11 protein-coding genes are annotated in these 13,500 nt (G+C 45.4%); 3 read left to right on the plus strand and 8 right to left on the minus strand.

Annotated elements, in window-relative coordinates; translation table 11 throughout:
• Positions 1–3 precede the first annotated feature (3 nt).
• Positions 4–501, plus strand: coding sequence for a GNAT family N-acetyltransferase (locus tag LRP49_RS01370; RefSeq protein WP_274139658.1), 498 nt, complete (start codon positions 4–6; stop codon positions 499–501).
• Here the strand turns inward: LRP49_RS01370 and LRP49_RS01375 are convergent.
• The 6 genes from LRP49_RS01375 to LRP49_RS01400 all read right to left on the minus strand — a co-directional run bounded on the left by LRP49_RS01375 (position 498) and on the right by LRP49_RS01400 (position 8,208).
• Complete coding sequence (locus tag LRP49_RS01375) at positions 498–983, minus strand: NYN domain-containing protein (RefSeq protein ID WP_274140086.1); 486 nt, start codon at positions 981–983, stop codon at positions 498–500. The genes LRP49_RS01370 and LRP49_RS01375 overlap by 4 nt on opposite strands.
• 60 nt (positions 984–1,043) lie before the next feature.
• Complete coding sequence (locus LRP49_RS01380; RefSeq protein WP_274139659.1) at positions 1,044–1,421, minus strand: MAPEG family protein; 378 nt, start codon at positions 1,419–1,421, stop codon at positions 1,044–1,046.
• 299 nt (positions 1,422–1,720) lie between these two features.
• Positions 1,721–2,572 carry an alpha/beta hydrolase gene (locus LRP49_RS01385; RefSeq protein WP_274139660.1) on the minus strand — a complete coding sequence of 284 codons (852 nt, stop codon included), beginning with the start codon at positions 2,570–2,572 and terminating at the stop codon, positions 1,721–1,723.
• Positions 2,573–2,652: 80 nt separating this feature from the next.
• Entirely contained in the window at positions 2,653–3,243 is a 591-nt protein-coding gene (locus LRP49_RS01390; RefSeq protein ID WP_274139661.1) for a TetR/AcrR family transcriptional regulator, read from the minus strand.
• A 154-nt stretch (positions 3,244–3,397) separates the two neighbouring features.
• The gene (katG, locus tag LRP49_RS01395) at positions 3,398–5,572 is read right to left on the minus strand and encodes a catalase/peroxidase HPI (RefSeq protein ID WP_274139662.1); all 2,175 of its coding nucleotides are present in this window, start codon (positions 5,570–5,572) and stop codon (positions 3,398–3,400) included.
• A gap of 290 nt (positions 5,573–5,862) precedes the next feature.
• Positions 5,863–8,208, minus strand: coding sequence for a glycosyl hydrolase family 18 protein (locus tag LRP49_RS01400; protein ID WP_274139664.1), 2,346 nt, complete (start codon positions 8,206–8,208; stop codon positions 5,863–5,865).
• 706 nt (positions 8,209–8,914) lie between these two features.
• Between LRP49_RS01400 and LRP49_RS01405 the strand changes: the two genes are divergently transcribed.
• Both LRP49_RS01405 and LRP49_RS01410 read left to right on the plus strand, forming a co-directional pair.
• Positions 8,915–9,715 (plus strand): 5'-methylthioadenosine/S-adenosylhomocysteine nucleosidase, encoded by an 801-nt coding sequence (locus tag LRP49_RS01405; RefSeq protein ID WP_274139666.1) that lies wholly within the window; start codon positions 8,915–8,917, stop codon positions 9,713–9,715.
• Between the two features lie 148 nt (positions 9,716–9,863).
• Entirely contained in the window at positions 9,864–10,334 is a 471-nt protein-coding gene (locus LRP49_RS01410; RefSeq protein WP_274139667.1) for a BamJ family beta-barrel-assembly machinery protein, read from the plus strand.
• Positions 10,335–10,375: 41 nt separating this feature from the next.
• On the opposite strand, the gene LRP49_RS01415 is transcribed toward LRP49_RS01410, so the two are convergent.
• The gene (locus LRP49_RS01415) at positions 10,376–12,175 is read right to left on the minus strand and encodes an EAL domain-containing protein (RefSeq protein ID WP_476397335.1); all 1,800 of its coding nucleotides are present in this window, start codon (positions 12,173–12,175) and stop codon (positions 10,376–10,378) included.
• A gap of 486 nt (positions 12,176–12,661) precedes the next feature.
• Positions 12,662–13,420, minus strand: a complete 759-nt coding sequence (locus LRP49_RS01420) for a phosphotransferase enzyme family protein (RefSeq protein ID WP_274139670.1) — start codon at positions 13,418–13,420, stop codon at positions 12,662–12,664.
• Positions 13,421–13,500: the final 80 nt, after the last annotated feature.

Raw genomic sequence — 13,500 nt, forward strand, 5'->3', positions numbered from 1 at the left:
TCAATGCTATTAGAAACACCCCGTCTAACACTGCGTCACTTAAATGAAAGCGACGCTAGCTTTTTGAATGCGCTATACAACACCGATGGCTTCCTGACGTTTGTTGGTGACAAGAATATTCGCAGCGATATTGATGCAGCGGTGTATTTACGCTCGACGTTATTACCGATGTACAAGCAAGATCACATGGGGCTAATGGCAGTAGAAGAAAAAAATAGTGGGAAAGCGATTGGTATCTGCGGACTAATTAAACGGGATTCTCTCGATGACATTGACTTGGGCTATGGCTTTTTTCCAGAATCGCAACGTCAAGGCTATGCGAAAGAAGCCGCTGAAGCAGTGATTGGTATTGCAAAAGAAACGTTAGCCGTTCCTCAAATAGTGGCGATCACGCACCCAACCAACAATCGCAGTATAACCTTACTCGAAAAGTTGGGATTTGAGCATCAAGTTCAGGATACGAACGATCCTGAACTTATTCTTCTAAAACTGGCTTTTTAGAGCAATATATCTTCGTTGATAGGTATGAACCTATCGACTGCGTTGATTAACGAATTGGCCGTTAGTGTGGGAACACCGAATACAACGGCTTCTTTGCCATATCCTTCACGAACTTTCGCCATTAACATATCGAAATCCCCATCGCCAGAAAGCAAAACAATGATATCGACAGGTTGCTCCTCAGACTGCGCCGCTTCCATCACATCAATCGCAATACCGACATCCCAATCGCCTTTTGTACTGCCATCACTTCTTTGGATGTAGGGTTTTAACTTTACATCAAAGCCAATATGTCGCAGCGCATCTTGAAATTTGATCTGTTGGTCATCATCCCTCGAAATGGCATATGCATTGGCCGAGACCACATTGCCCATCTCATTGAGTTGCTGCCACAACTTACGATAATTAAACTGACGCCCATAGGCTTGTCGGGTGGTGTAATAAATATTTTGAACGTCTGCGAATACGGCAATGTTTTTCAACATGTCTCAACCAAGTCATTGTATTTTCAACCGCCACTATGCATGTCACGGAAGAATGCTTCAAGTGATTGCTAAGAAAAAGCCCCATAGTGCTGCAATTATCACGACTAGACCCGTTAATACCATGCCAAAAACACGAAACTTGAACGGTTCAACTTCTTGGCTTACACCATATGCATGCAGTAGTCGGCCTAGCACAAGTGTCGCGCCCAACACATGCAGCCCCGCTATAAACGAAGTACCTTGCAATTCCACCAACAAAATTAAAACCAAGGTAAATGGCACGTACTCAGAAAAGTTACTGTGCGCACGAATCGCTTTGTTGAGCAACGCATTGCCACCATCGCCAAGCCCAACCTTAAACTCTTGGCGGAATCCAATGACTCTCTTTGCTAAATATACCCAAACAACCTGAAGATGCTCGCATTCAGAGGTCATCAATGCGTTCAATTCGAGGCGAATTTCACGAGGAATAGTTATCCTATTTCCGTGAAATTTAACGATGAAGTGGGCGCATTGAAGGCCTCCCTTCGGGCGAGTTGACGGACGTCGTGCTCTTTGTTGTCCCTTTTTGATGGAGGTGACTACACCTGCAAAGGAACGCCGCGATCACAACACCCGTCAAACTCGCTGAATCCTGCATCTTCAGGTTGTTTAGGTATCGAGATAAATGAACGCCAGTATTGCGGCATAAATGGGTGTGACCATCCTTGTCTCCCTATGAACTTAGTACAGTGTTAAATCCGACCAGTGACACTATCGAATGCCTGTTTCAACGGGTCGCTCTTTAACACTCGGCCGTGCCCCAAGCCTTCCGTCGCAAACAGCGAAACATGCTCAAATTGCGTGGCTTCTTCCGATACCGAAAACGGCGCGAACCTGTCTCCTTTATCATGAACAATCGTCACCGCACCTTGGCGGTTAGATAGCTTAGTAAACGGATCGATACTCTCTAGCGTAACGTTGTACTGCCTGCCTACATCATCGATCACTTCGCGAAATAGCTTCATTGAGTAACCCGACGCCTTTACCGTACCGAAAAGGTTATCCCAATATTTCAGCACAGGTGCAACGAGAATGACCGGCTTCGACTTCAAACTTGGGTGTTCACTTTCCAGTAAGGTGGCACCGCCCATTGAATGAGCTATCACACCTTCTATTCTTTCCTGACTATTTAAAATACCGTCTAACGCGTTAAGAAATGCAGGAATACTGCCTTCTTTGCCCTCACTTTTGCCATGAGCAGGATGATCATAGGCTAATGCGGTAAAACCCGCTTCCGCGATGTATTCCATTAACGGAAAAAACTGATTAGCAGAACCTGACCATCCATGTGTCAAAACCCAAGTGGGGCCCGACCCAAGCTGATAGGTCATCATTTTCCCTTCTAGGGTTTCGACCGCTTCTATTTTCATCGCATCCGGTGTTGGATTTAGCTCTCTTCCTTTTACCGGCGTTAGAAACAACTTACGTGCCGTTTTCAGCGCGTGTTTAGGAGCGAGCTTGTGATGAAGCTTGCTTGCGATACTGATGGCACCGCGTTTGAAACTAAAACGCCTGTTTGTGCCGAAATAAATTTTGCTACTCATGCTCGACTCCTTTTTCGAACGGTCGTGCTATTTTGATTTTAAAAATAGGCAGGCTATATAACTGCCTGCTTTATTCTGCTTTAGCGTTTAATCACGCGGAATAGATCGTCAATCCCTAACCAGAACCGTTGGCCGTGTTCAGTTTCTAAATCGAGCTTTCTGAAAAGGTGGCTGCTCAGGTACAAACCATAAAGCTTATACACCAACTGCCAGCAATCTAGCTCGGGATCAAACTCGCCTGCTTCAATCCCTTTTTCGAACTGAATATGCAAATAACTCAGCCACTTGTTTGTCGTCGCTTCAAGTGCTTGCTGCATAACGTCGTCGTTATTCGACTTTTCCCGCCATGCATCCAGAAACATACAGCTTCCTTGAAATGAACCGTTCCACGACATCCAGTTGTCCATTAAATGGCGAATCTTGCTCTCTAAACTCGCATGCTGAGTTTCACGAACGGGTGCGATTACTCTTTCTGCAAATCGCTCTCCTGCATACCAGACAACTGCTGCTTGTAGGTTCGAGCGCGCGTTAAAATGCGCAAACAACCCACTTTTTGACATGCCAACGCGTTTAGCAAGCTCACCAATGGTCAGGCTTTCTAACCCCTCATCACTGGCCATATCAAAGGCAACGGTTAAGATTTGCTCTCGTGTTTGCTTTTTCTTACTCATAACGAAACTTCTGTTATCGGCTCAGTAAATTTATAGCACGAACGTTCGATTTATCAACCGCACATCTATCTGGTCAGAGTTGTATCACCTTCCATCCACAGTACATAGAACAATAAAAGCCGCTGAATTCAGCGGCTTTTTCTTTTGCTAGCGTTTACTTGGACAGATCAAATCGATCCAGTTCCATCACTTTCACCCACGCCGAAACAAAGTCATTGAGGAATTTGTTTTGTGCATCTTGGGTTGCATAGACCTCTGCAAGTGCGCGAAGCTGTGAGTTAGAACCAAACACCAAGTCTGCGCGAGTACCCGTCCATTTCACATCACCTGTAGCACGGTCACGGCCTTCAAAAACATCATCACCACCAACAGGCTTCCATTCTGTGCTCATATCCAGCAAGTTCACGAAGAAGTCATTGGTCAAGGCTTCAGGGCTTTGGGTAAACACACCGTGACAATCACCGCCAGCATTCGTATTCAATACACGAAGACCACCAACAAGCACGGTCATTTCTGGCGCGCTGAGCGTCAGCAGTTGTGCTCTGTCGACCAGCATTTCCTCTGCAGATACCGTGTATTTGGTTTTCAGGTAGTTTCTGAATCCATCTGCTTCTGGCTCAAGAACTGCGAACGAATGCTCATCAGTTTGCGCTTGTGATGCATCCATGCGCCCTGGCGTAAACGGAACGGAGATTTCTTGACCTGCGTTTTTCGCCGCTTTCTCAACACCCACACCACCAGCTAGCACAATCAGATCCGCCAAAGAAACGCGTTTGTCACCCGCTTGTGCACTGTTGAAATCAAGCTGAACGCCTTCCAGTTTTGCGAGTACATGCGCCAGTTGCTCAGGTTTATTAACTGCCCAATTTTTTTGTGGTGCCAACGCAATACGAGCACCATTTGCACCACCACGCTTATCCGACCCACGGAATGTAGATGCCGATGCCCAAGCGGTGGAAACCAGTTCAGACACGGTCAGGCCAGTCGCTTCAATTTTCGCTTTTAGTGTTGCGATATCTGCAGCATCAACCACGGCATGTGTACATGCTGGAATCGGGTCTTGCCAAATAAGCTCTTCACTTGGTGCTTCACCACCTAAGTAGCGAGAGCGAGGACCGAGGTCACGGTGAGTCAATTTGAACCACGCACGTGAAAATGCTTCTGCAAACTGATCGGGATTTTCCATGAATCGACGAGAAATTTTCTCATATGCAGGGTCAAAGCGAAGAGACAGATCCGTCGTCAGCATAGTGGGCAAATGTTTTACACTGCCATCGAATGCATCGGGGATGACGCCATTGGCATCTTTCGCGATCCATTGATGGGCACCCGCTGGACTCTTTGACAATTCCCACTCGTAGCCGAATAGGTTTTCGAAGAAATAGTTACTCCACTGAGTTGGTGTTTGTGTCCATGTCACTTCCAAACCACTCGTGATTGCATCTCCAGCCTTACCCGAAGCATGGCTGCTTGCCCAACCAAAGCCTTGAAGCTCAATAGGTGCTTCTTCTGGTGCTGGACCAACCAAAGCCGCATCACCCGCGCCATGTGTTTTCCCAAATGTATGACCACCGGCGATCAGCGCGACGGTTTCCTCATCATCCATCGCCATACGCGCGAACGTTTCACGAATATCCGTTGCTGCTGCAATTGGGTCAGGGTCGCCATTAGGCCCTTCAGGATTCACATAGATCAGACCCATTTGAACCGCAGCTAATGGATTTTCCAAATCACGATCGCCCGTGTATCGGTTATCCCCTAGCCAATCTTTTTCGGTACCCCAATACACGTCTTCTTCTGGAGCCCAAATATCCTCTCGACCGCCCGCAAAACCAAAGGTTTTGAATCCCATTGATTCCAGCGCAACGTTACCCGTTAAGATGAGCAAATCAGCCCAAGATATTTTTTGACCATATTTTTGTTTGATCGGCCAAAGCAAACGGCGCGCCTTATCGAGGTTACCGTTATCCGGCCAACTGTTGACTGGCGCAAAACGTTGATTACCTGTGCCTGCACCGCCTCGACCGTCAGATGTACGATACGTCCCTGCACTGTGCCAAGACATTCGAACAAACAGCGGACCATAGTGACCAAAGTCAGCGGGCCACCATTCTTGAGAATCTGTCATTAAATCATGAAGATCTTGCTTAATTGCAGCAAGGTCGAGTTTTGAGAATTCGTCTTTGTAATTGAAGCTCCCACCTAGTGGGTTTGACTCAGTAGTGTGCTGGTGAAGAATATCGAGGCGTAGTTGGTTTGGCCACCAATCTCTGTTAGTGGTACCACGGCCTGATGTATTGTGGAAAGGGCACTTGCTTACATCTGACATGATCATTCCTCCATTGCGGACACGTCGTTTTTCTCGTTTGCGTTATTTATAGTTTTATCGAGAGACAGTATCCAATTGGAAGTACCGACCAATGTGATAGATAAATCCGATAGAATTTTCCATTGCGAAATAAACACATAAATTCAATCACTTAATGCCACGATCGAAAATCAGTTTTACGACAGGCCATTCATTTGTAAGGAACACGTGAATTAATAATGCTCACTAACATACTGTTTGAACGAAAAAAGCCCTGCTATGCAGGGCTTAAAACGGTGTATCATTTGAGCTTAGATTTGCTCCCAAGGTCCCCACGCTGAACCAGGTACATCACCTTTCGTCCACCATTTCGCTTTGTAAGTAACGCCTTGGTAAGTTGCAGTATCACCGCCGTTGTAGACTTTACCCGCACTCCAATCTTTCGTAGTGCCATCGTCTACCGCAACCCAAACCGCAGAAGAACCAGGTTCCTCGCCTTTTGTCCACCATTGCGCGGTGTACTCAACGCCACCATGAACAACTTTGTCGCCATTGTTGTAGATGGTGTTTGGATCCCACGTGCTGTCAACGGGTCCAGTATCACCTTTCACGTTAACCGTTACAGTTGAAGAAACACTTTCAGTACCATCGGTAACCGTAACAACCACGGACAAAGTACTGTCGGTCGTTGAAGCTTCCGTTGGTACGGTAACAACAGCCGCGTTTCCAGTCTGCGCAACCGTACCCAAAGATGACGTAATAGTCAGGGTATCATTATCGACATCGGTCGCTGAGACGTTAATCGTGGCTGAATCACCCGCGTTCACATCAACAGATGCTGGTGTAGTCAATTCGGGTGCTGTATTTTCAACAACGCCACTGCCTACAACATTTACCACAACGCTTGCAGCATCAGATTTCTTACCATCGCTAACAGTAACGGTTACTGTTTCGGTAAGGTCTGTTGCAGTGTTCGGTGCTTGATAAGTAACTGTCGCTGAGCCATTACCGTTATCAACCACTGTTGCACCTTGCGCTGCAAAGCTTAGTGCATCGCCATCCGCATCGGTCGCCGTCACAACAAAGCTAACCACTTCACCAGAATTCACACTCTGTGCGCCTGGCACGGTAATGACAGGTGCTTCATTAGGAATGATGTTTTGGCTAAATACAGTGTCGATTTGCTCTGCAAGCGGTGAGCGTAGGTTCGTACATTGCTTCAGCTTAGAGCCGTAGTTGATAAACGTACCTTCACATTGAATATCACCGTGTACTTGCCAAACAATGATACCGCCAAGGTCATTGTTCACGATGTACTCTGCTTTCTTGCGAATCGAGTCTGGGTCATCATAGCTCAGGAAGTATTTACCTTTAACAGCGTAAGGTACTTCGGCGTTTGCATCCCACAAGTGCTCCCAGCCAGTTTGCTTGATGATGTAGTTGTAGTTAGGTTGCCCTTCAAACGCAGCCCAGTTTGTCAGGTCTGCTGCTGAAACAGACGGTCCATCTACAGAGAAGTTAACGTTGCGCTTGTCAGTTGGTGCACCTAAATAGGCGTTTGCTTCTGTCGTTTGAACACCGCGACCGTAGAACGCTGCACCGAAGTTGATTTGGTTCGATGGAATACCACGAACATTCACCATCCAGTTTTTAAGCGTGTCTAGGTTAAGACCTGGGAACTCTTCTTCTGTGTACGGGTAAAGTGGGGAGTTATGGCCCGCAACATTTGACCAACCGCCGTTCAGGTCGTAGGTCATCATGTTGAAGTAGTCCATTGAGTTCGACAAGCGGGCCCAATCATAGCCTTCCAATGCAGCTGGAACGGCTTTAAACGCAGCGGTCAGGAGTCTGTCGGGTCCAATTCGCTCACGAATATCATCCATCAACTGCTCAAAGTTTGCGTAATCCGCTTCCGTACCCTCAAAGTTCATACCACCTGAACCTGGGTATTCCCAATCGATATCAATACCGTGGAAACCCAACGCAATCAAACGGTCAACGTCTGCAAGGAAGCGTTCTTTCTTAATAGGATCTGCCGCCATTTCTGGGAAGTGCTTAGACATACTCCAGCCGCCAATTGATGCCATGACTTTGACACCCTTTTCATTGGCAAGATCGATCAGGCCCGGCGCACCACCTGCTTTCTTCAGAGGAATCGGCATTTGCCCCGTCACGCCAGTAGGCTCATGTCTCCAACCGCGGCCGTCTTTTACAAACCCTTGCGCCTGAACTTTAGCCAGCTGTTCTGCTTGCCAAGGTTCGTTTCCTGGATACTCATGAATGTATTCCAGCTCACCCCATAGAATGTGGAAATCCCAGCTAGAGTAGACATCAGGGTGTAGCAATGGACCCGGCTCTTGTACCGAGTTGGGTTGGTAAATACTTTTGTTTCTTAAATCACCACTGTGCAAAGAACCATCTTTGGCGACACCAAAGAAAGAAAAGTTAAGGATTGAGTAGATATCCATATCTACGTTCAAATGCGTGGCTTCGCCTTTAACGCTAAACCCTGCATCTGTTCCCTTCCATGCTTCCCATTGTGTCAAATACCCAATGACAGCCTTATCGTGAGAAGGCGCTGCTTGCAAGGTTGCGCTCATGCCTAGGGCACCGGCTACACATGCAGCAATCGCTGTGAACTTAATGTTCTTATTCATTTATTATTCTCCACGTCCTGGATTATGGTGTAATTTCACCAGCAACTACTTTTCCACCACTTAATTTTTGACGCGAATATATTTGTTAAAGTTTGGCACCCTCATTCATAATGAAACATCTCAATTACATTTTGTTTCTTGGTTTTTTGCACCAGAGCAACGAATTTAGACAGAATAAATAAGCAATACTGCATCGCACCCAGCCAAATACCAAGATTTATCGTTTGCATCGTGTTGCAGCATTAATTTAACAGAACCGTTAATTCGACGTAAAAAAAAGCTCCGTCCTTAACAAAGGAAGCGGAGCATAACTGAGATTAAAATATGCGCTAATAAATAACACTCCTAAACAAGAGTGGTTAGTGAAAGCTGTGCATGAGCACATTTAACGTATTGCAAACAACATACCAACCTTTTAAAAGATAGATAAAGCAACCCTTCCCACCAGTTCCTCACAATTTCAATCACATAAAGCGTCAACTATGGCGCAGACATTGCACCAAATAGATGCAAAAAACATCAATTCCCGAAAAGAAAGTATGCTCGATATGGTGGTAATTAACGCACTTCACTTTATTAACCCGCCTGAATTTATTTAGACCAGTAAATATACATCTTTTAAATACTTGGAATTTTATATTGACGCAAACGTTTGCTTCAGTATGATTCGCCAGAAATTTACTCCCTGTCCGCAAGGTCGACAAAAATGTTTAAGAATATCGCCTCACTTTCTCTGCTTATTTCTTCTTCAGTTATGGCAACAGAGCAACCCATTTTAATCCAAGGCGCGATGGACATTGAAACCAACGTCCTCATTGCTGCGTTAGAAAACGCAAAAGAATCAGAACGTGGTTCATGGACATTTTGGGAAGGAAAAATTAACGGGCACCCAATCGTTATTTCTCGCACTGAAATCGGCTTAGCAAATGCAGCTGCATCTACCACATTAGGTATCGAGTTGTTCAACCCAAAAGCCATCATCAACCAAGGCACTGCGGGGGGGCATGATCCGGAACTCTATCGTGGTGATATTGTTGTAGGTGCACGTAGCTTCAATATGGGGGCATACAAAGTCGCCTATACGGAAAAAGGAAAAGGGATTCACCCAGAGAAGTGGGAAAATTTTGACGTTGTTATGCGTCTTCGCAAAGAAGGTGAGTTAGTTAACTTCAGTCACTATGATGCGGATGACGCACTTCTTGCTCATACGCTGAGTTACACCGACGCATACAAACACGGCAAAATCGTATCAGGTGTAATTGGCACTGCCGATGAATGGAACCGCGAAGTTGACCGTATCAACTGGTTTCACGAAAAACTCGGTACCTCGGTTGAAGAAATGGAAACATCAGCTGCCGCTCTTGTCGCAGAAGCATACGACGTACCTTTTGTGAGCATCCGAGTATTATCAAATACAGACCAACATAACCAAGATTTCGACCCTGCCACCGCAACGCATTGTCAGGAGTTTGTTCTTGATGTAGTTAAAGGTCTCGTTGCTCAGTAAAACGCTAGGGGCTTCTGCCCCTTTCTCTCTCTTCTATTCCCCCAGAGCTTGCAACATATTGACTCATAATATTGATTCCATTTCTCGTAATGGTTTTACATAATGAATGCAGCTTGGCATTAGCCTTATCAACAGAAAGAGAGTCATTATGGATTTTGCATTACCCCTCGCTATTGTTGTTCTTATCGTTTTAATTTACCTCAACCGCCAAAAATCGATGAAAGCAGCAGCTGAAAACAAAGAAGCGGGTGACGCGTACTTATCTCAAAACGGACAGGAAGAAGGCGTAGAAACTACAGCGTCAGGCCTTCAATACAAGGTTCTTGAAGCGGGCGAAGGTGACACACATCCAACCGCAACGTCAAAAGTAAAAGTGCATTACCACGGAACCTTAATTGATGGCACTGTCTTCGACAGCTCAGTACAACGTGGCGAGCCCATTGAGTTTGGTTTGAACCAAGTTATTAGAGGGTGGACCGAAGGTGTTCAACTGATGAAAAAAGGTGAAAAAACCCGATTTTTCATCCCTGCTGACTTAGCGTATGGCAATCGTGCAGCCGGCATCATAAAACCAGGATCTACATTGATTTTTGATATTGAGCTACTCGATTTCAAATAATGGTTTGATGTTAAAAAAAACCGCGGTTTCCCGCGGTTTTTTTATACGTTCAGTGTTTGCTTTGATGCTGATGCTGATGCTGATGCTGATGCTGCCCAGTCTATCGCGTCATCCAGTGCCATGGGTTTTGCGAAGTAAAAACCCTGACATATGTTGATGCCACAGCTTTCTACAAACTCCATGTCCTGCTCCGTTTCGATACCTTCAGCGACCAACGCACATCCGGTTACCTCACTGATTTTCGCCAACAATTGATACAAATTTTGGCCTCTCTCTTCCGTTGCGTTTAACAACAACGAGCGATCAAGCTTCACTTTATCAAAATTGAACTTAAGCAGATGCGGGAACGACGCATACCCTGCGCCAAAATCGTCAATGGCAACTTTAACGCCAAGCCCTTGGAGAATTTCGATGTTCTGTCGAATCTGAACGTGGTCTTCCAATATCGCTTCTTCCGTGATTTCCAACTCCAAAAGCGATGGTGGAACGCCATAGAAGTAAAGACGCTCAGAAATATAATCAACAATGTCTGGGTCTGACACAGATTCCGCAGAGATATTGATACCAACTCGACAACCTTGGTTCAACGGAAGCTTCTTAAGATCTCTTAGCACCAAATCGATGACCATTTCATCTAGATGTTTAATTGCCCCCAACTGGTGGAAGTCTTTAATAAACAGTGGCGGTAAAATGTGTCCATCTTCGGTTCGATACCTCACCAGTGACTCGTAAGCAATGTCGTTTGGATCTTTCAAGTTTACCTGAGGTTGGTAATACATAGTGAAAGAGCCTCGAGTCATCATTTTGCCCACACGCTGGCTGATTTCGTGATGGTTCACATGCCCACCCATCGATTGGCTAACGTCACCAAGAAACGATTTAAGCGAGCTTTTCTCAATGGAATGACGACGGATCATGATTTTTGCATCAACAGTGCTCTTGCCTGCGTAATGCAAATAAAACGGTCGGTACACCAATACCCCAATCGCAATCACGACCACTTGAAGAACAACACCGCCAATACTGTTTTGTGTCGCCAAGTAGCCACTTATAAGCGGTGGGGTCATCCAATCGACAATAGCACTGACTGGGTTAACGAGGCCCAATGACATCGAACTGTAAACCACAACAAAGCTAATCATCGGTACCAATACAAATGGAACAATCAGTGTTGGGTTAAAAATAATTGGCAAACCAAAAAGCAAAAGTTCATTGATGTTAAACATCACCAAAGGCAGAGCTGACAATGCCAACGTCAGGTGTCGTTTGTCCTTTGAAAAAAACAAAATGCACAACAAAAGACTAAGCGTACTCCCAGAGCCGCCTATCGCTAGAAATGCATCATAGAAACCTTGGCCAAGTATGTTTAGTGGTTCCTCTCCCATTTCCCAAGCTTCAAGGTTGTTCTTGGTATCTTCAAACAATTGCTGCTTGGCGCGAAACAAAAAGTTATGGCCATTGATACCTATCGAACCCAGTAACCCAAGGATGAACTGGTAGACTAAACCGCCACTTATGGTAAGGGGATTTAATGCAAGATCTTGCCTGAATAGATCAGACTCTAGAATGATGGTTCCCGTCAGTTGGTTAAAGAACACCGTCAGCAACAAGAAGCCAAAAAAGTGCAGTGACTGCTTGTACAGTGCACTGACGAAATCTATTCGTGATGGATCTAGCGGGTAGACTTTGAACGTCACACACCATGCCGATGCAACACCCGCCGCGAGCAACCCTATCAACGGATTATTCGGCAAGCCATTGTGCGGTGCGACCAGATCATTTGCGATAGATATTCCCGTAAACATCACCAACGCATAGGGAATAACAATCAACGGACTCACATTGTGCTTCGAAGAAAGGTAATACGTCGTAATAATGCAAAGGGCGATTGGATAGACACCAATCAGCAAATCAGAAAAATAAAAAAAGCGCTTTGCCAGCTCGCCTTGTTCCGCAAAGTTTAAAAAATGCCCGGAAAAGAGTGATATCGCGTTACAAATTGTTAGTGGCAGTAGTAGCAAAAAGACAATAGAAATGTCGCGAACATACGTATCGTAACAGGACCTTAAAGAAGGCAGTTTCAACATATCGTACCGAAAAAGTTAAAATGGGTATTATAATTTCGCGGATTATATATCTCGGCATTTCCGCCAACAACGAATTTATGGCTAACAAGCGAACACAACCATTTCAAATGGTTACAAAATGATTCTGTTTCCTTCTTTTTTACCAAACCAAGTCGCAAAAACACCCTCAAATTCGCTATGGTTACTGCCTAACTCCTATAAAAAGCGGGTTTGCTCTTTATTTGAGCAAACCCGCCAGCCCTAAATACAAAGTTGTCGCGTAATCTGTGCCTTGTTCCTAAGCAAGTAATCAATATCTTTCAGGTAAGCGTTCTGATGCCCCTGCTCTATGTCTTGTTGAAACTTTGTGTTACCGCTATCCGCCTCTGCATACATAAAGCTCACTAGTGACTGTAAACGAGAGATCATGCAATCAACCAACTGCAATTTATCTCTTTCCACTGCTCCATAGTGCACACAAAATAAACGTGCACGAGTGCTTTGCTCCACGAGGCTTCCCATTGCATCGTGCCTGTGAGTTTTAAACGGAGCCCAACAATAAACCGCATAGGCCAAATCCCACATGCGAGGTCCAGGATGTGCGGTATCAAAATCAAACACGCCAACCACCTTGTCTCCATTGAGTGCCACGTTATATGGCGCAAAATCGCTATGACAAATTACCTCAACAGGATCTCGAAGCGGTTGCTGCCAATGAAGACAATCGCTCGGCATACTTGCAATAAACATGGCCGACGTATCATGAAACTTTCTGAGCAGTTTGGCTGCACTGATTAATGCCTCTTCAGACGCGATTGCGCCTTTCAATGGGTAGTCATAGGTTTCACCGTCTACCAAGGTTACTGTTTCAGTGTTGGCTTCAATGCTTAACGGCAATGGACATTGAGTAAAACCGTTTCTATGAAGATGATGCAGAAACTGATGAATGGTTGGCGTCCAAGGCCCACTTGGACGGGTGACATCCTTCGATGTAAGGGCAATTTCTCTCTTATTATTCAAATTATGTTCCTTTTGGGCTTAGTTATACTCAAATAACCTGAAGATGCTTGGGTATATGCTCCACGGCAAGCTCGCAAGAA

It is taken from the genome of Enterovibrio qingdaonensis, from assembly GCF_028683135.1.
GTDB classification, from domain to species: Bacteria; Pseudomonadota; Gammaproteobacteria; order Enterobacterales; family Vibrionaceae; genus Enterovibrio; species Enterovibrio qingdaonensis.